Origin of the sequence: Brevibacillus sp. SYP-B805, assembly GCF_011059135.1 — a bacterium.
Lineage (GTDB): Bacteria > Bacillota > Bacilli > Brevibacillales > Brevibacillaceae > Brevibacillus_F.
Window position 1 is genome coordinate 524,415 of the sequence record NZ_JAALGD010000001.1, and the last position, 18,820, is coordinate 543,234.

Genomic DNA, 18,820 nt, shown 5'->3' on the forward strand with positions numbered 1-18,820 from the left:
GTAAAATTTCTACGGACTCATGGAAATTGCGTGGCAAAAAAAATTTTGGGGAAGCTGGGAATGGGTCGCCCGACACATGCCCACCCCGCCATCAATTTCTCAATCCAATCAAAATGGGGGTAAAACGAATGAAAAAAGTAGTTTCCGTGCTCTCTGTTGCAGCCCTGAGCCTTTCCCTCGTGCTTGCCGGCTGTGGCAGCAAGGCGCCGGAGCAAAGCCAAGGCGGACAGGCCGGACAAGCCGGCGGAGGCCAGGCACCGACCATGAAAATCGGGATGGTTACCGACGTGGGCGGCGTCAACGACAACTCCTTCAACCAAAGCGCATGGGAAGGTCTGCAGAAACTGCAAAAAGACCTGAACATGCCGGAAGACAACGTGAAGTACCTGCAAAGTACGGGTGACGCCGATTATGTGCCGAACCTCACCCAATTCGTCAAAGACGGCTGGGATCTGACCTGGGGGATCGGTTTCTTGATGGGCGACCATGTGAAGAAAGTGGCGACCGAAAATCCGAACTCCAAATTGGCCATCATCGACGCCGTGGTAGAGGCGCCCAACGTGGAGTCCGTCGTGTTCAAAGAGCATGAAGGTTCCTTCCTCGTCGGCGTGGTTGCCGCTTCCATGACCAAGACAAACAAGATCGGTTTCGTCGGCGGGATGGACGTCCCGGTAATCAAACGCTTCGAAGCCGGCTTTACCGCAGGGGTAAAAGCCGTGAAGCCTGATGCGCAGGTGATTCCGGTTTATACCGGCTTTTTCGACAAGCCTGACGTCGGCAAATCCGCTGCCTCCCAACTCTACGGCCAAGGCGTAGACATCATTTTCCACGCTGCCGGTTCCACGGGTGACGGGGTTTTCAACGAAGCAAAAGACCGCAAAGCCAAAGGCGAAAACGTATGGGTAATCGGTGTGGATAAAGACCAGTCCCTCACCTTCGGCAAAGAGATTACCCTGACTTCCATGATGAAACGCGTAGACGAAGCCGTATACCGCGTTTCCAAAGAAGTGATCGACGGCAAATTCGAAGGCGGCAAAGTGGTATCGCTCGGTCTGGCGGAAAACGGCGTAGGTCTGCCGGAGACATCCAAGGATACGGTTCCTGCCGATGTGTTGAAACTCGTGGATGAGTACAAGCAAAAAATCATCAACGGCGAAATCAAGGTACCGGAAGAACCGCAAAAATAAGCGTAGCCAAGTAGCAGGAGGACAAGGCTAGTTTGGAGAAACTAGCCTTGTTCTTTCCATTCTTCCTATCGTTTTTTTACGCGTTTTTTATTTCATCCGCAAACGGGGTGAATTGCTTGGATCAAGGACAAACAGTAGTGGAAATGCGCGGCATTACGAAACGGTTCCCCGGTATTGTCGCGAACGACAACGTGAATTTGGTCGTCAGGAAAGGGGAGATCCACGCGCTGCTGGGGGAAAACGGCGCGGGGAAATCCACCTTGATGAATATTTTGTTTGGGCTGTATCAGCCGGATGAAGGTCAGATTTTCATCAACGGCAAAGAAGTGCAGATCACCAACCCGAACGTCGCCAACGAACTGGGCATCGGGATGGTCCACCAACATTTCATGCTGGTGGAACCCTTCACCGTCACGGAAAACATTATCCTCGGAAACGAACCCAGAAGCGGGTTGAAGATAGATATCAACAAAGCCGCCAGACAGGTTGTGGAGCTGTCCCATCGCTACGGCCTGAAAGTGGACCCGCATGCAAAGATCGAAAACATCTCCGTCGGCATGCAGCAGCGTGTGGAGATCTTGAAAACACTCTACCGCGGCGCCGACATCCTCATTTTTGACGAGCCTACAGCCGTTCTGACTCCCCAGGAGATCCACGAGCTGATCGAGATCATGCGAAACCTCGTGAAAGAAGGCAAAACCATCATTCTGATCACCCACAAGCTGAAGGAGATCATGGCCGCGTGCGACCGCGTGACCATTATCCGCCGCGGCAAGGTAATCGACTCCCTGGCCGTGGCAGATACCAATCCGGATGAGCTGGCAGCCAAGATGGTGGGACGCGAGGTAACCTTCCGCGTGGAGAAAAAGCCAAGTGTGCCCAAGGACGTGATCCTCTCCGTAGAGAATGTGACCACCATGGGGAACCGTGGGGTGAATGCGCTAAACGGCATCTCCTTTGAGGTCCGGGCAGGCGAGATCCTCGGGATCGCCGGGGTGGAGGGCAACGGTCAGAGCGAGCTGATTGAGGTGTTGACCGGGCTGCGGAAAGTGCAGGAAGGCACCATCCGTCTGAACGGAAAAGAGATCACGAACCAATCCCCCCGTGTGATTTCGGAAAGCGGGCTTTCCCACATTCCGGAGGACCGGCATAAACGGGGGCTGGTGCTCGACTTCTCCATGAGCGAGAACATGGTGCTGGAAACATACTTTCATCCGGAATTCAACCAGAAGGGCTTCCTGAACTATGAGGCCATCGACAAGCATGCCGAGCGGCTCATCAAGGAGTTTGACGTCCGCACGCCCAGCATCCATACGCCGGCGCGGGCGCTCTCTGGCGGTAACCAGCAGAAGGCGATCATTGCACGGGAAGTGGACAAGAACCCCGACCTGCTGATCGCGGCCCAACCCACCCGCGGTCTGGATGTAGGCGCCATCGAGTTTATTCACAAGCGTCTGATCGAGCAGCGGGACAAGGGGAAGGCCGTGCTGCTGATCTCCCTGGAACTGGACGAAATCATGAATGTATCCGACCGCATCGCCGTCATCTATGAAGGAAAAATCGTGGGGATCGTCGATCCGAAGGAAACAGACGAGCAGGAGCTCGGCCTCATGATGTCCGGCGGCAAAACCATGTCTGGAGGTGGAAACGGGTGAACAAATGGCGAAACATCTTTCTGGCGGAGTCTACCCTCGTCCCGTTGGCCGCCATCCTCTTGGGTTTGCTGACGGGGGCGCTGGCGATGCTGGCCGGCGGCTTCGATCCTCTTCTCGCGTATCAATCGCTGCTGAAAAAAGTGTTTGGCAATGCGTACAACTTTGGAGAAACCATCCGGCAAATCACCCCGCTGATCTTTACGGGTCTCTCCGTTGCGTTCGCGTTCCGAACCGGCTTGTTCAACATCGGGGCGGAAGGGCAGTTCATCATGGGCATGCTTGCATCCGTTTACATCGGTATCGTCTTCGATCTTCCCGCGTACATTCACGCCCCTCTTGCCATTCTGGCGGGAGCGCTGGCCGGCGGTCTGTGGGGAGCCATTGCGGGTTATTTGAAAGCAGCCCGCGGGGTGCATGAAGTAATCACGACGATCATGATGAACTGGATTGCGCTGTATCTGGCAAATTATATTCTCGCCTCGTTTCTGGTGCCGGAGGGAAAACAGAACTCCGAACCGGTGAAAGAGACCGCCGTCATTACCATCGGCTGGCTGTCACAAATGTTTGACAGCGCCCGCCTGCACTGGGGAACGCTGCTTGCCTTGATCGCGGCCGTGGTATTTTATGTGCTGCTGTGGAAAACCAAGCTCGGGTTTGAGCTGCGGGCCGTCGGGTTTAACCCGCATGCGTCCGAGTATGCCGGGATGAACGTCAACAAAAACGTGGTCAACGCCATGCTGATCGGCGGCATGTTTGCCGGCATCGGAGGAGCTTGCGAGACGCTGGGCGTCTTCCATTACATGTCGATCTCCGCTGCCATGCCTGGCTATGGCATGGACGGGATCGCCGTAGCGCTGATCGGCGGAAATACGCCGCTTGGGGTGATCCTGGGCGCCATCTTGTTCGGCATGCTCTCCTTCGGCGCGTCCGGCATGAAGTTCGGGGCGGGTGTTCCCGTGGAACTGATTCGCGTCGTGATTGCATCCGTCATCTTTTTCGTGGCGGCCCACGGCATCGTGCGCTATCTGCTGAAACCTGTGCTTGCGAAACAGAAGGAGGGTAGCTGATGGACTGGCTATTAACCGGTAGCAACCTTATCCACGATACCATCGTTTTTTCGACTGCCCTCATTTTTGCGGCTCTTGGCGGTTTGTATTCCGAACGTTCCGGGGTTGTAAACATCGCGCTCGAAGGCATGATGATCATCGGCGCGTTTACGGGCGCGGTCGTGACTTTTTTCGTTCAGCCTTTCTTCCCGTCGCCATCCACGGTGGCGCCGTGGATCGGGTTCTTCGCGGCGATCGTGGTAGGCGCCATCTTTGCGCTGCCGCATGCCGTCGCATCCATCACATTCAAGGCGGATCAGGTTGTGAGCGGCGTCGCGCTTAACTTCCTGGCCGCAGGCTTGTCCGTCTATCTGACAAAGATCATTTTCAACGGCGCCGGACAAACCACCACGCTGTCCACCGTCTTCAGCAAGTGGCACATTCCCTTGCTGGGGGATATTCCGTATCTGGGGCACGCCTTGTTCGAAGGGTATCCGACGAGCTACCTCGCCTTCGCGCTGGTAGCCATCACCTGGTACGTGCTATTCCGCACTCCGTTTGGCTTGCGCCTGCGTGCGGTGGGGGAACACCCGCGGGCGGCGGATACCGTCGGGATCAATGTAAAACGGATGCGGTACACCGCCGTGATCATCAGCGGTGCATTGGCCGCGATGGGCGGGGCGACGATCGCGCTGACCACCACCAGCAACTTCTCGCACAACACCGTTTCCGGCCAAGGTTTCATCGCGCTGGCCGCCCTCATTTTCGGCAAGTGGAATCCCGGCGGCGTGATGTGGGCTGCCCTCTTCTTCGGCATCGCCCAAGCGATCAAATCGTTGGTGCAGATTTACGGGCTGACGGCCTATGTGCCCATCGAAGTGATCTATATGCTCCCCTACATCTTGACGATTCTGGTGCTGGCTGGCGTTGTCGGCCGCACCAATGCCCCTGCGGCAGCCGGGAAACCATACGAGACGGGTTCCCGTTAACTGCACACCCAAGCTCGGTCGATGCTACGTCGACCGGGCTTTCTTTTTGCGCACATGGCCGGTATCGGCAGCGCCACATAGCGGTGACGCCGGAAGGAAATGCTAGGGAAAACAGCCCTTGGAGGAATGAGTCATGTGGAAGTGTCCCTTTTGCGGCGGGAGCCTCGGACAGCCTTTTCAGGACAGCCAGCTTCACGGCATGCTCTGCCTCTCTCCCGATTGCGGCCGATTCGATGTGCATGACGCGAAGGAAGAACGTTTTGCCGACTGGCGCGAGACGGATTTGTAACCATGCGCCATCGGGAAGGAAGAGGAGCGGAGATGCTCCTTTTTTCTTTGCCGCTTTTTCTATATCATGGAAGAGGGGAGGTGCCATAGTGGATCGGAAACTGATTGACTTTTTGGAATCGTTACACAACGGCGTCATGCTGGTTGACCGGGAAGGGATGATTCGCCACGTCAATTCCGCTGGCTGCCAGATGCTGGGGATCAAGCTGAACGAGGTGCTCTCCCGTCCGGTTACGAGCATTGCCCCCGGATCGGATATGAAGCAGGTGATCCGGGAAGGAAAGCCAAGCCTACACCGGGAGATCCGCTTCGGGGACAAGATCTTTCTGGTGAACCGTACGCCCTATCTGGAAAACGGGGAAATCGTTGGCGGCATCTCGGTCTTTCAGGATGTGACCGATTACGAGATGGCAACGCGCAAGCTCTCCCAGCAAGAACTGGAGCTTCGCCAGTTCAAGGAGCTGATCAACCAGCTGTACGATGGGTTGGTGATGTGCGACAAACACGGCTACATCACCATGATCAACGAAACCTACTGCGAATTTCTCGGCACGACGATTGAAGAGGCGATCGGCAAGCATGTGACGGAAGTGATCGAAAACACCCGCATGCATATTGTCCTGGAGACCGGCAAACCGGAAATCGACCAACTGATGCGGATTGGCGACAGGGAGATCATCGTCAGCCGCATGCCGCTCAGGGAGGGGGACCAAATCGTCGGGGCGTTGGGGAAAGTGGTTTTCAGCGATTTGCGCGAGCTGCGGAGCATTGTGGAACGCTACAACATCATGGAAAGAAAGCTTGACTTTTACCGGCAGGAATTGAAAAGGATGATGGGGGCCAAGTACTCGTTTGACCATTTGTTTGCCGATCATCCGCTGATGAAGGAAGCGATCAAGCTGGCCAAACGCATTGCCCAGACCAAATCGTCCGTTTTTATCCTCGGGGAAAGCGGAACGGGCAAGGAACTGTTCGCCCATGCAATCCATGAAGCCAGCCCGCGCGCCGAAAACGCATTTGTGCGGGTCAACTGTGCGGCGATTCCGAAAGACTTGATGGAAGCTGAACTGTTCGGCTATGAGGAAGGAGCGTTTACCGGTGCCAAAAAAGGGGGGAAACCGGGCAAAATCGAGCTGGCCAACGGCGGCACGCTCTTTTTGGATGAAATCGGGGATATGCCGCTTGATATGCAGGTGAAGCTGCTGCGCGTCCTGCAGGAGCGGGAGGTGGAACGAATCGGGGGAACGCGTCCCATCCCTGTCGATATCCGCGTCATTGCGGCTACCCACCGGCCCTTGGAGCAGCTGATCAAGGAAGGGAAATTTCGGGAAGACCTCTATTACCGGCTGCACGTCTTTACGATCAACATCCCGCCGCTGCGCGTGCAGGGGGAGTCGATTCTGGCGATGGCCAATCATCTGATCGCCAAGCTGAATCGGGAGCTTTACACGCAGGTGGAGGGATTAAGCGACCGGGTGAAGCAGGTGTTTCTTTCCCACCGCTGGCCAGGCAATGTACGCGAAATGCAAAACGTGCTGGAGAGAGCCGTCCAGCTTGCCGAGAAAGGACCGCTGGAGCTGGAGCATCTCCCTCCTTACCTGCAGGGGGAACAACCGACAGTCCAGGGCGAATCGGTTTCGCTCGATCTGGAAGCCGAACTGGCAAAGGCGGAGAAGCGCGTGCTGGAGGCGGCTCTCAAACATTGCGCCGGTAACAAGGCGAAAGCGGCGGCCCTGTTGGGAATCCATCGGGCCAGTCTGTATCGTAAACTGGAGAAATATCAGCTGCTGGCTGAGTAGCTGTTGCATGCGTGCAACATGTAGTGTTTTTGATACATATAAGTGTGTCATATTTGCGACATATCTGCAGGTGTCGCTCCGTACCTCCTGCATGCCACGTCTGTATGGGAAGACTCGCTCTCTGCGCAACTAATTGGCACGCAATTTGCAATTAATAGAAAAATGAAAACGGTTGCAAGGAGAGAGGAGGACTTATGAAAACAGACATCCTTCAGGGCCGAGTGGCACTCGTCACCGGCGGGGCCAGCGGGATCGGTCTGGCGATCGCCCGCAAACTGTTCGAAGCGGGCAGCCATGTTGCGATCGCCGATGTGAATCTCGACAGGGCGGAAGCGGCCATCCGCGACTTTCCCGCCCGTGATGCGCAGCAGAAGATTGCGCTGCAGGTGGATATGAGCGACACATCATCGATTTTGCAGATGGTGTCAGCTTGTGAAGGACGGCTGGGCACCGTTGACATTCTCGTCAACAATGCGGGTTTTCAGCATGTGGCGCCGATTGAAACCTTTCCGCCCGAGACGTTCCGCAAGCTGATCGATGTCATGCTGGTCGGCCCCTTTGTCGCCACACAGGCCGTATTTGCCAAAATGAAGCAGCGCAGGTGGGGACGGATCATCAACATCTCCTCCATCAACGGCAAGATTGGAGCGCCGTTCAAAGCGGGATACTGCTCGGCCAAGCATGGGATCATCGGTCTTACCCGCGTGACGGCGGTGGAAGCGGGAGATTCCGGCGTCACATGCAATGCGATCTGCCCGGGATTCGTGGATACGCCGCTGGTTCGCAATCAATTGGCTGATCTTGGGGCTGCGTACCAGCTCCCGCCCGACCGGGTGCTCGACGATGCCATCCTGCAGCATGTCCCGCAGAAGCGTTTGCTGGATGCAGCCGAAATCGGGGACTTCGCCGTTTTTCTGGCATCGGATGCGGCTGCCGCCATTACGGGACAGTCGATCAACATTTCCGGCGGTTATGTGATGCATTAAATAAACAAATGGAGGGGGTTCATGCATGAAAAAACGGAATGGATGGTTGTCGATTCTGATGATGCTGACGTTGGGGCTCGCCGCCTGCGGGCCGCAGCTTGACCAGAAGGCCGCGGCTCCGCAGCCTGCCCAGCAGCCGGGCAGCTCCGGCGGTTCGCCTGCAGCGGCCGGAGGGGAATTCAACATCGGGCTGGCCATCTCCTTCAGCGGCGGTACCGCCAAGTTTGGGGAAGCGGTGAGGCGTGCGGCGGAAATGGCGGTGGAGGAGTTCAACGCGGAAGGCGGCGCCAACGGCATGAAGGCGAAACTGGTCGTCTATGATGACGAGGCCAAGCCCGAAAAATCGGTGGAGATCGTCCAGCGGCTGATCCAGCAGGACAAGGTCGTCGCCTTTATCGGCCCGGCCAACAGCGGAAACGCGAAAGCCCATGTCAAATTTGCCCAGGAAGCGGGAATTCCGGAAGTGATCCCGGTTGCCACCGGTACCGCCATCACCCAGACGTACGCGAACGAAGAGAAGAATTACATCTTCCGTGTCAGTCCCTATGACCGCGGTCAGGTAGAGACGATGCTGAAGTGGATCGTCGAAGAGAAGAAGTTCTCCAAGATCGGGCTGCTGCACGACACAACCGGGTACGGCCAGGGCGGAAAAGCCGATGTGGAGGCTGTGCTGAAAGAGAAATACAACCTCACTCTGGCGGCCGTGGAATCATTCCAGGTGAATGACACGAACATGGAATCGCAGTTGAACAAGATGAAGGCCGCCAATGTTGACGTCGTCATCTTTTACGGGCTTGCGCCGGAAGCGGCCCAATATCTGAAATCCCGTGAGAAGCTGAATTATTACCCGATTACCGTTGCTTCCTGGGCGATGGGAGACCCGACCGTCAAGGAGCTGGTAGGCGATCTGGTCAATAAAGACGTCTATATGGTGCAGTCGTTTACCATCGATCAAAGCGAAGCGGCCGGCAAGTTCCATGACAAAATCGTCGCCAAGTTCGGCGAAGACATTTTCCCCATCGCTTCTGCCCAAGGGTACGACTGTGCGCGGCTGATACTGGAAGCCGTGAAAAAAGCCGGAACCGATCCAAAAGCCATTCGCGATGCCATCGAAAACATGGAAGGCTTCAAAGGCGTAACGGCGATCGGCGAAAAGCCGTTTACCAAAGAGAACCATGAGGCGCTTACCAGCGCCAACATGTTCCTGGCAACGTACAAGGACGGCGTGATCGTCAAACCTTAATGGGTGGAAAACCTCACCCGGACAACTCGCGACAGGGAGGGGGAGAAGCGCTTGCTGCAGGCAGTTGTAAGCGGTCTCATATTGGGCAGCATCTATGCGATTATCGCCCAGGGATATTACATCACCTATATCACCACACGAACGATGAACTTCGGCCAGGGGGATTTCCTCATGCTCGGGGCGCTGCTTGGGCTCACTTCATACGGCGCCATGGCGACGTCCGGCATGCCGACGGTTCTCTCGATACTTGCCGCCTTATTGATCGTGGCCGCGGTCATGAGCCTTCTCGGCTGGGGATTGGAGCGGGTGGCGATCCGGCCGCTGCAGCATGCTCATTCCATCGGCTGGATTCTTAGCACGGTGGCGGTTTCCATCATGATTCGCAATATCGCGATGCTGATTTGGGGAAGGAATGTGATTCCTTTCCCCTCTCCCTTTGGGAGCGAGGTCGTTCGCATCGGGGATGTCGGCATTACCAGGCATGAGCTGTTTATCGCCGTCTGCGCCATCGTGATTATGGCCTGCCTCTTTTTCTTCCTGAACAAATCGCTTCTGGGCAAGGCGCTGGCGGCCGTTGCCTTCAACGCCGATGCGGCATCTCTCATGGGGATCAATCCGCGCCGCATGGCTGTATTGGCCTTTGCCCTATCCTGCGCGCTCGCCGGGATCGGCGGGATCCTCGTTGGGCCGATTACCAACACCGCCTTCTTCATGGGGGCCACCCTGGGGTTGAAGGCATTCGCCGCAGCGATCATCGGTGGCTTGGAGAATCCGCTCGGCATCCTGCTCGGCGGGCTTCTGCTCGGGGTGATCGAACAGGTCTTTTCGCTGTACAATTCCGCCTACAAGGATGCCAGCGCGTTTGTGCTGATCCTGATCGTGCTGATCTTCATGCCGCAGGGGCTGCTTGGCAAAAAAGTGAAGGAGAAATTCTGACATGAAAAAGTGGTTGATCTATGGAGCGATTGGCGCCGTGTTGTACGCCTTTCCGTGGATTTTCCCCAACTCCTACCTGATACATCTGGCACAGGGCTTCCTGTACACCTACATGGTGGTCCTAGGGTTAAATCTGCTGGTCGGCCTCTCCGGTCAGCTCTCATTGGGACATGCCGGTTTTTTCGCCATCGGCGCCTATGTCTCCGGCCTGTGCACCAATGCAGGCATGCCGTTTGTCATCAGCATGGTGATCGGCATGGGGGTATGCGCGCTGGCGGGAGCGGTTGTCGCCATGCTGTCGCTGCGGGCCAAGGGGCCTTACTTGGCCATGGTGACGATCGCATTCGGCCTGTTGATCGAGATCATCGCCAACCGCTGGGTGGATGTGACAGGCGGCCCGGCCGGCATGTATTTGCCGGAGCCTGACCTGTTCGGGCTGCCTTTGGGTGTCGTTCCCTATTACTGGTTCATCTGCCTGCTGACGCTTGCAGTTACCGTCCTGGCCGACAATCTGGTCACGTCCCGAATCGGGCGAACGTTCCAGGCGATGGGCAACAGCGAAGTGGCGGCTGCGACCGTCGGGGTGAATGTGCGCAACTGGAAGGTGCTTGCTTTTGCGCTCAGCGCCTTGATCGCCGGCATTGCCGGTACGCTTTTTGCCTTTCAGAACGCATATTTCAACAGCGATTCGTTTACCTTTGACAAGTCGATTCTCTTTCTCGTCGGCGTGATCGTGGGGGGAGCCGGCACGCGCCTGGGGCCGGTGGTGGGCACCCTGATCATCTATTTGCTGCCGCAGTTGGTGCAGAGCCTGTACGATTATCACCTGCTGATCTTCGGAGGCATCCTGCTGTTCAGTCTGATCGCCTTGCCGGATGGCATCGTCGGCGGATTGATGCGGCTGAAGAAACCGACGCAGGCAGGGCAGCGGCAGACCGACGCTGCGGTGGCAGAGAGCGACGAGATTGGCTGGGCATCCGAAGAGCCAAACGCGGAGCTTGCCATGGAGAAGGTGGTCATGGAGTTTGGCGGCTATCGAGCCGTCGATGATGTCAGCTTCGCGTGCCAAGGGCCGGAAGTGCGGGGGCTGATCGGGCCGAATGGTTCCGGAAAAAGCACCACGGTCAATCTGCTGACGGGCGTTTATGCACCTACGGCGGGCAAAATTGTGTGGAACGGCCGGGATGTATCCGCCTATCCCCCCCATCGGATGGCGAAGGTGGGGATTACCCGCACGTTTCAAAATCTACAGCTTTTCACGGAGCTGACGGTGCTGGAAAATGTGCTGGTCGGATTCCACCTGCATTACCGCACCGGTTTTGCGGCCAATCTCTTTCATACGGCAGGATTTAAGCGGGAAGAACAGCAGTTCCGGGAAAAGGCGCTTTCCCTGCTGGCTTTTGTCGGCATGGCCCATAAGGCGGAGGAGACGGCCGCCAATCTCTCGTACGGGGAGCAGCGGCTGGTGGAAATCGCCCGGGCGATGGCGGTGAAACCGAAGCTGCTGATTCTCGATGAGCCTGCAGCGGGGGCCAGCCACTATGAAGTGGAGAAAATCATGAAAGTGATCCGCAAGCTGAAAAGCATCGGCATCTCCATCATCCTCGTCGAACACCACATGGAGATCGTGATGAATGTGTGCGACCGCATCACCGTGCTTGATTTCGGCAAAAAAATCGCGGAAGGGGATCCGGTTCATATCCAGAACCATCCGCAGGTGATCGAAGCCTATCTCGGGGGAGAAGAGGTGAGGAAGCTTGTTGTCGGCACGTAATCTGTCCGTCCGGTACGGGATGGCCCAGGCGCTGCGCGGGGTGGATCTGCATGTGGAAAAAAGAGAGATCGTGGCCCTGATCGGCCGGAATGGAGCAGGGAAGACCACGCTGTTAAAGGCCATTACGGGGCTGGTGAAAAGCCAGGGCGACATCCGGTATAACGGCCAGTCGATCGGGAATCTGCCGCCAGACGCGATCATGAAGCTGGGCATCAGCCATGTCCCCCAGGGCCGTCAGATCTTCGGGGATCAAACGGTGGAGGACAATCTGATCCTCGGGGCGTACACCAAGATCAAGGCGCAGCCGAAGCAGGTAAAAGCATGGCTGGAGAGGGAGTACGAACGGTTCCCCCGGTTAAAGGAGCGGCGGCATCAGCAGGCCGGCACCCTGTCCGGCGGGGAACAGCAGATGCTCGCCCTGTCCCGTGCGCTCATGTCGAATCCCGATTTTCTGGTGCTTGACGAACCGTCGATGGGGCTGTCGCCGCTCTATGTGAAGCTGATTCTGGATACGATCAAGCAGCTGCGGGAGGAGGGCAAGACCATCCTGTTGGTCGAGCAGCTGGCGATTGCCGCTCTTTCCATTGCCGACAGGGGGTATGTTCTCTCGTCGGGACAGGTGGAATTCAGCGGTCCGGCCCATGATCTTCTGCATGACGAAAAAGTGGTGCAAACCTATCTCGGCGCATGAACGAACGCAAAGAGGCGAGGCGATCCGGAGCTTCGTCTTTTCTTTTTGCACGAACGGTCTGCGGCTCTGCCATCGCCAGCGGCTCGACAATCGCCGCGTTTTCTTTGCTGAATTGCCTGTCCATTGGTTACAATAGTAGGTACGATGTGAATGAGAAGGGAGAGACGCGCATGGCCGCTCTCGTCAACGAGATTGCGTTTGACACATCCCGGGTAAACGGGATGAATCTGCATACCCTTGCGACCGACAAGTTTAAGACCACCACGCTGGTGGTGATGATCCAGCAGGAACTATCCGAGCAGTACGTCACCAAAACCTCGCTGCTGTCCATGGTGCTGAAGAGGGCTACCGCCCGGTTTCCGGATACACGCAAGCTGCGGGAACAGCTTGACTTTTTGTATGGCGCCATCTTCGACATGGATGTGGTGAAAAAGGGAGAGCGGCAGGTGCTTCAGCTGTATATGGAAGTGCCCAATGAAAAGTATCTCTCCGACCACACCCCCCTGTTGGAGCAGGCGGTGCAGTTCGTCGGAGATGTGCTGGCGAGGCCGTATCTGGAGAACGGCGCGTTTGCCGACAAATACGTGACGGCGGAAAAAGAAGCGCTGCGCAAGCGCATCGAAAGCCTGATCGATGATAAAATGAAATACGCCAATCAGCGCATTACCGAAGAGATGTGCAAAGGGGAGCCTTTCGCCCTTTTGGCAAACGGACGGGCCGAGGATCTGCCCGCGATTACGGGTGCCAATCTGTACCAATACTATCAGGAACTGATCAGCCAAAATCCCGTGGATATTTTTGTGGTGGGCGATGTGGACCGGTCCGAAGTGGCTCAGTATATTCAGCAGCATCTCACCATCTCCCGCCAGCCGGAGAAGCGGCTGCCTGCCGCCAATCAGGAGAAGCCCGTCACCTCCATCCGGGAAGTGGTGGAGCGGCTGGATGTGAACCAGGCGAAACTGCATATCGGCTGCCGCACCCATATCACCTACAAGGATGACGATTACCCGGCCCTGGTGGTGTTCAACGGCGTTCTGGGGGGCTTTCCCCATTCCAAGCTCTTTCTCAATGTCCGGGAGAAAGCGAGCCTGGCCTACTATGCCGTCTCCCGCCTGGAAAGCCATAAAGGGATCCTGATGATGATGTCCGGGATCGATGCCGCCAATTACGAAAAGGCCGTGCGCATCATGAAAGAACAGGTGGAGCTGGTCCGGCAGGGGCAGATCAGCGAGCGGGAGATGGAGCAGACCAAGGCGACGATTGCCAATCAATACCGCGAACTGACCGACAATCCGAAGATGATGATCGATTTTGCGTATAACGGTGTGGTCAGCGGGCGCAAACGGCCATTGGAAGAACTGCTCGGGCAGATTGAGGAGGTAACGGTCGACGATGTCAAGCGGGTAGCAGGCAAGCTTGCGATCGATACCATCTACCTCTTGCGCGACAGGAAGGGGGAGGCGTAACATGCAGACGACCACATTCGAACAGGTGCAGGAGACGGTGTATCATGAGAAGCTTACGAACGGATTGACCGTCTATCTCGTGCCGAAGCGGGGCTTCAGCAAAACGTATGCGGTCTTTACGACCCGGTACGGCTCGATCGACAGCCATTTCAAGACGCGCAGCGGCGAGGAGATTCATGTACCGGACGGCATTGCCCACTTTCTCGAACACAAGATGTTCGAGAAGAAAGACAGGGATGTGTTTCAGGAGTTCAGTCAAAACGGCGCGTCCTATAATGCGTTTACGACCTTCAACCGGACGGCCTATCTATTCTCCTGCACCGACAATCTGGAAAAGAACCTGCATTTGCTCCTCGATTTTGTCCAGGAACCCTACTTCAGCGACAAAAGCGTGGAGAAGGAAAAGGGAATTATCGGGCAGGAGATTACGATGTATGATGACAGCCCGGATTGGAAAGTATACATGAACCTGCTGAAGGCGATGTACCAGGAGCATCCGGTCAACATCGAGATCGCGGGCACCATCGAGTCGATCGCCAAAATCACCCCGGAAACCTTGTATCAATGCTACGAGACGTTCTATCATCCGGCCAACATGCTGCTGCTGGTGGTGGGCTCCTTTGAACCGCAGGAGGTCATGCAGCTGGTGCGGAACAATCAGGCGAACAAAGCGTTTCCGCCCGCCCCGCAGATTGAACGCCTGTATCCGACGGAGCCACCCGGGTTGGCACGGAAGCGGGTGGAGCATCATCTGCCTGTCGGCCTGCCGAGGTGCTTGATCGGCTTCAAGGAAACAAAGACCGGACTAAAGGGGGAAGCCCTGCTGCGGCGGGAGCTGACGACCAAGCTTCTCCTGGACATCCTGTTTGGGACCAGTTCCCCGCTCTATCAGAAGCTGTATGACAGCGAGCTGATCACGGATTCCTTCGATTTTGACTACAGCAATGAAACGGATTATGCCTATTCCATCATCGGGGGAGATACGCCCGATCCCGACAAGCTGGTGGAAACCATCCAGCAGGAACTGACAACCTATCTGCAAGGCGGCATCGATGAGCCGTCCTTTGAGCGGAGCAAGCGCAAGAAGATCGGCCATTATCTCCGGGCGCTCAATTCCGTGGAGTATATCGCCAACCAGTTTACCAGCTACAAATTTAACGGAACCGATCTGTTCGACGTGCTGCCCGTGTTGGAAACCATCACCCGCGAAGAAGTGGAGGCGCGGATGGCCGAGCATTTCCGCTTCGAACAAATGGCGGTGTCCATTGTCCGATCTGCATCAAAACAGGAGTAAGAGGAAGAGATGGAAAGAGATATGGGAAGAGAGACGGCGTGGGCCTTTATCAGCGGTGCATCGGGGGAGATCGGCCGGGCCATCGCGTGGAGGCTGGCCGAAGACGGGGTTCCGCTTTATCTGCACTATCATCAGGGCGGGGAACGGCTGGAGCCGCTCCTGCATTTTTGTCAGGAAAGGGGGGTGCCCGCCTACCCCGTTCAGGCCGATCTGCGCGACGTGAATCAGATTGCCGCCATTTTTGACATGATGCCCGTCAAGCCGCTGCTGGTGGTAAACAACAGCTCGATCGATCATGTCGGTCTCTTTACCGACGTGACTCCCGGGCTGTTTGACGAGCTGGTGGCGGTTAACGTGCGGGCCGCTTTTTTTGTCACGCAGGCGGCATTGCCGGCGATGCTCCGGCATCAGTACGGCCGGATTGTGAACATCTCCTCCATCTGGGGATTGACCGGCGCTTCCTGCGAAGTGCTCTATTCGCTGACCAAGGGAGCGATCAACAGTTTTACCAAAGCGCTGGCCAAAGAGGTGGCGCCCAGCGGCATTACCGTCAATGCCGTGGCTCCGGGCGCGGTGGAAGGCGGCATGATGCGGCGCTTTTCCCCCGAGGAAGTGGCATCGCTCCTGCAGGAGATTCCGGCAGGCAGATTGGGCCAGCCGCAGGAAGTGGCGTCGCTGGTCCGGTATTTGCTGTCAGCGGAGGCCGCTTACGTAACCGGGCAGGTGATCAGCCCGAACGGCGGTTGGTATGCCTGAGGGCCGTTTTTCCGATGCATAAAGCTTGTTGAAACTTGGAATTCTACTCCTATGCGGGCCCATGTCCGTATGTAATCATCTCGAGGAGGGAATTCGATGTCAGTTCTCGACAACTTTCGTGATTGGAAGGAGTTTCTCGGGGAACGGGTGAATCAGGCCAAACAGGCCGGGATGGAAAACGAATCCATCGCCAACGTCGCTTATCAGATCGGGGATTACCTGTCGGCGAAGGTTGATCCGAAAAACGAGCAGGAGCGTCTCCTGAAGGAGCTGTGGGACGCCGGTGATGAAAATCAGCAGCGGGCGCTGGCTTCCTTGATGGTGAAGCTTGTGCAGGATACCGGCAATGCAAACAACGGCTAAGCAGAACGAAAATCCCCCGTCAGAGGGGATTTTTATTTGTCGAATCCTCTGAAAATGGTATACTGAGAAGGAAATGCACAGCCGGCTGGGAGGATTCGCATGGAAGCCAAAGAGGTAAAAGAATGGTACATGGAATATGAAATTCACAAGAACCGCCCGGGTTTGTTGGGAGATATCGCTTCCATACTCGGGATGATGAATATCAATATTGTGACGATCAACGGTGTGCAAAATGTACGCCGCGGCATGCTTCTCACGACGGATGATGATGAAAAGATTGAAATCCTGCGAAACATTGTTCAGAAAGTGGACAACATAACCATAACAAGGTTGCGTCCTCCCACCATGCTGGACCGCCTGGCTGTCCGCCACGGCCGTTATATCGAGCGGGACAGCGAAGACAAGAAGACCTTCCGCTTCATCCGTGACGAGCTGGGGCTGCTGGTTGATTTCATGGCGGAAATTTTAAAAAAAGACGGGCATCAGCTGATCGGAATCCGCGGGATGCCAAGGGTCGGAAAGACTGAATCGATGATCGCCGCCAGTGTATCCGCCAACAAGCGGTGGACCTTTATCTCATCCACCCTGCTGCGGCAAACGGTGCGCAGTTCACTGGCGATTGATGAAATGTCCCCCGATCATGTATATTTAATAGACGGGATCGTTTCGACAATGCGTTCGACAGAAAAACACCACTCCCTGCTTCGTGAAATCATTAGTTTTCCCGCCGCGAAAGTGATCGAACATCCGGATATTTTCGTGCGTGAGTCAGAATACGAACTCTCCGACTTTCACTATATTATTGAACTCCGCCATCATCCTGATGAGGAAATTACCTATGAGCTGCTCAATAACAGGGGATTCAACGATTTTGACATGACGTTAGGAGGGTAAGCCGTGTCCGAGCTCGGCCAGGTATTGCAAAGAGCCCGTGAAGAGAAGGGAATCTCGCTGGACGATATTCAACGGGTGACCAAAATCCAGCGACGTTATCTGGAAGCGATTGAGAGAGGCCATTTCCATCTCCTGCCCGGCCACTTCTACGCGCGCGCGTTTATCAAAAGCTATGCGGAGGCCGTGGGGCTGGATCCCTCTCAATTGCTTCAACATTTTCAGGCCGACCTTCCGGCCCAACAGCCGCAGGAACAATTGGAGCGTCTGCGCCGCCGACGCGCCGCCGCTGTCAATGAACCGCTGCAGGCGGGACGCTGGGTGACGAAGACGCTGCTCGTTCTCTTTGTTGTGCTGATCATCGGTGTGATCTACATGGCTTTTGTCAACAGCACCGGTTTGGATACCAGCCCCACTCCGGGCACTGATTCTGCATCTCCTCCAGGCGTGCAGACGGGAACGCCGCAGGTACCGCCTGCCGCGCAGCCGCCGGCCCCCACGCCGGTTCAACTGCCTGAAACAACACAGCCGCAGGATCCTGCGGAAGTGGAGGAGAAAGCCACGCTTACCTTTGAGTCCCAGCAGGGTTCCGTATACACCTTCGTCCTTTCGCCCGCCGACAAGATCACGGTGAAAGTGAAGGCGACCGACCGCTGCTGGTTTGAAGTCAGGGAAGGGTCCAAGAAAAAAGGCGATGGCGTCATGCTGAAAAAAGGGGACGAGAAGGTGCTGGAAGCGCCGAAAAACCCTACGCTTGTGGTAGGGGCACCCAATGCCGTTCAGATCAGCGTCAACGATGTGCCGATCGACATGTCCAAGATCAAATTTTATCCGTCATTGATCACGATCAAACCGAAACAGCCCTGACCGGGAGCGTAGAGGGAGAGGCGGCAGCACAGACCGCCATAGCCTGATTACAAACTTCTGTTTGGAGGCATGGAGGAATGGGGCCAAGCGAGCTCCTTTGACGACCGACTCAGCGGAGAAACAAGACGCGGGGGCCACAGGGGGCGTGAGTCTCACATCCCTGAACCAGCTAATATCTTGTCAAGCCAAATTAATTAGATAGCATCTTGATTTGTGGTATACTGTAAAAAGGGTATAACAAACCATCCTTCCAACTCCTGTTGGAAGGATTTGGTTACCAGTCCTATCCGTTATCGTTATACGGTCTGTTCTCGATAAGGAACCCCCTTCTTCAGAATTGCGTAGATGAGATGGAGAAGTTTATTGGCACATGCAATTACGGCTACTCTGTAAGGCTTGGTCTCACGTTTCTGATCAAAATATTGGCGAAGCCGTGGATTTCCTGACCTTCTCAGGCTGCATTGCACCGCCATATACAAAGCTTTTCGAAGGCGCTTGGATCCTCGCTTCGTGATGCTCATTTGCGTTGCCGTAAACTTTCCGGACTGATGAACGCTTGGATCAATCCCCACGAATGCCACAAGTTTCT

General features: G+C 56.0%; 18 protein-coding genes. 17 read left to right on the plus strand and 1 reads right to left on the minus strand.

The window, feature by feature from the left end; genetic code table 11:
* The first annotated feature begins 128 nt into the window (after window positions 1-128).
* The 17 genes from G3578_RS02650 to G3578_RS21245 all read left to right on the plus strand — a co-directional run bounded on the left by G3578_RS02650 (window position 129) and on the right by G3578_RS21245 (window position 18,231).
* Complete coding sequence (locus G3578_RS02650; protein ID WP_165208315.1) at window positions 129-1,187, plus strand: BMP family lipoprotein; 1,059 nt, start codon at window positions 129-131, stop codon at window positions 1,185-1,187.
* A gap of 143 nt (window positions 1,188-1,330) precedes the next feature.
* Window positions 1,331-2,842 (plus strand): ATP-binding cassette domain-containing protein, encoded by a 1,512-nt coding sequence (locus G3578_RS02655; RefSeq protein WP_206529445.1) that lies wholly within the window; start codon window positions 1,331-1,333, stop codon window positions 2,840-2,842.
* Window positions 2,839-3,909 (plus strand): ABC transporter permease, encoded by a 1,071-nt coding sequence (locus G3578_RS02660; protein ID WP_346773943.1) that lies wholly within the window; start codon window positions 2,839-2,841, stop codon window positions 3,907-3,909. Before G3578_RS02655 ends, G3578_RS02660 begins: the two co-directional genes overlap by 4 nt.
* Window positions 3,909-4,877, plus strand: a complete 969-nt coding sequence (locus tag G3578_RS02665; RefSeq protein ID WP_165208319.1) for an ABC transporter permease — start codon at window positions 3,909-3,911, stop codon at window positions 4,875-4,877. Before G3578_RS02660 ends, G3578_RS02665 begins: the two co-directional genes overlap by 1 nt.
* A gap of 133 nt (window positions 4,878-5,010) precedes the next feature.
* On the plus strand, window positions 5,011-5,166 hold the full coding sequence (locus tag G3578_RS02670) for a hypothetical protein (RefSeq protein WP_165208321.1): 156 nt from the start codon (window positions 5,011-5,013) through the stop codon (window positions 5,164-5,166).
* 88 nt (window positions 5,167-5,254) lie between these two features.
* The gene (locus G3578_RS02675; protein WP_165208323.1) at window positions 5,255-6,964 is read left to right on the plus strand and encodes a sigma 54-interacting transcriptional regulator; all 1,710 of its coding nucleotides are present in this window, start codon (window positions 5,255-5,257) and stop codon (window positions 6,962-6,964) included.
* Window positions 6,965-7,158: 194 nt separating this feature from the next.
* Window positions 7,159-7,950 carry a 3-hydroxybutyrate dehydrogenase gene (locus tag G3578_RS02680; RefSeq protein WP_165208325.1) on the plus strand — a complete coding sequence of 264 codons (792 nt, stop codon included), beginning with the start codon at window positions 7,159-7,161 and terminating at the stop codon, window positions 7,948-7,950.
* Between the two features lie 25 nt (window positions 7,951-7,975).
* The gene (locus tag G3578_RS02685; protein WP_165208327.1) at window positions 7,976-9,193 is read left to right on the plus strand and encodes an ABC transporter substrate-binding protein; all 1,218 of its coding nucleotides are present in this window, start codon (window positions 7,976-7,978) and stop codon (window positions 9,191-9,193) included.
* A gap of 51 nt (window positions 9,194-9,244) precedes the next feature.
* Entirely contained in the window at window positions 9,245-10,129 is an 885-nt protein-coding gene (locus tag G3578_RS02690) for a branched-chain amino acid ABC transporter permease (protein WP_165208329.1), read from the plus strand.
* Between the two features lies 1 nt (window position 10,130).
* Complete coding sequence (locus G3578_RS02695; RefSeq protein ID WP_165208331.1) at window positions 10,131-11,903, plus strand: branched-chain amino acid ABC transporter ATP-binding protein/permease; 1,773 nt, start codon at window positions 10,131-10,133, stop codon at window positions 11,901-11,903.
* Window positions 11,887-12,594: an ABC transporter ATP-binding protein gene (locus G3578_RS02700; protein ID WP_206529409.1), complete on the plus strand. Its 708-nt coding sequence runs from the start codon at window positions 11,887-11,889 to the stop codon at window positions 12,592-12,594. Before G3578_RS02695 ends, G3578_RS02700 begins: the two co-directional genes overlap by 17 nt.
* Before the next feature lie 170 nt (window positions 12,595-12,764).
* Window positions 12,765-14,060 carry an EF-P 5-aminopentanol modification-associated protein YfmF gene (gene yfmF, locus G3578_RS02705; RefSeq protein ID WP_165208333.1) on the plus strand — a complete coding sequence of 432 codons (1,296 nt, stop codon included), beginning with the start codon at window positions 12,765-12,767 and terminating at the stop codon, window positions 14,058-14,060.
* Between the two features lies 1 nt (window position 14,061).
* Window positions 14,062-15,354: an EF-P 5-aminopentanol modification-associated protein YfmH gene (yfmH, locus tag G3578_RS02710; protein ID WP_165208335.1), complete on the plus strand. Its 1,293-nt coding sequence runs from the start codon at window positions 14,062-14,064 to the stop codon at window positions 15,352-15,354.
* Window positions 15,355-15,363: 9 nt separating this feature from the next.
* Window positions 15,364-16,110, plus strand: coding sequence for an elongation factor P 5-aminopentanone reductase (gene ymfI, locus G3578_RS02715; protein WP_241254402.1), 747 nt, complete (start codon window positions 15,364-15,366; stop codon window positions 16,108-16,110).
* 96 nt (window positions 16,111-16,206) lie between these two features.
* Entirely contained in the window at window positions 16,207-16,473 is a 267-nt protein-coding gene (locus G3578_RS02720) for a DUF3243 domain-containing protein (RefSeq protein WP_165208337.1), read from the plus strand.
* A gap of 99 nt (window positions 16,474-16,572) precedes the next feature.
* A complete protein-coding gene (locus G3578_RS02725) occupies window positions 16,573-17,367 on the plus strand; it encodes a DUF3388 domain-containing protein (RefSeq protein WP_165208339.1) in 795 nt (264 codons plus the stop codon).
* Window positions 17,368-17,370: 3 nt separating this feature from the next.
* Window positions 17,371-18,231 (plus strand): RodZ domain-containing protein, encoded by an 861-nt coding sequence (locus tag G3578_RS21245; protein ID WP_165208341.1) that lies wholly within the window; start codon window positions 17,371-17,373, stop codon window positions 18,229-18,231.
* Window positions 18,232-18,527: 296 nt separating this feature from the next.
* Here G3578_RS21245 and G3578_RS02735 read toward each other — a convergent pair.
* Window positions 18,528-18,820: transposase (locus tag G3578_RS02735; RefSeq protein ID WP_165208343.1), on the minus strand; the 293-nt coding region annotated here is incomplete at its 5' end.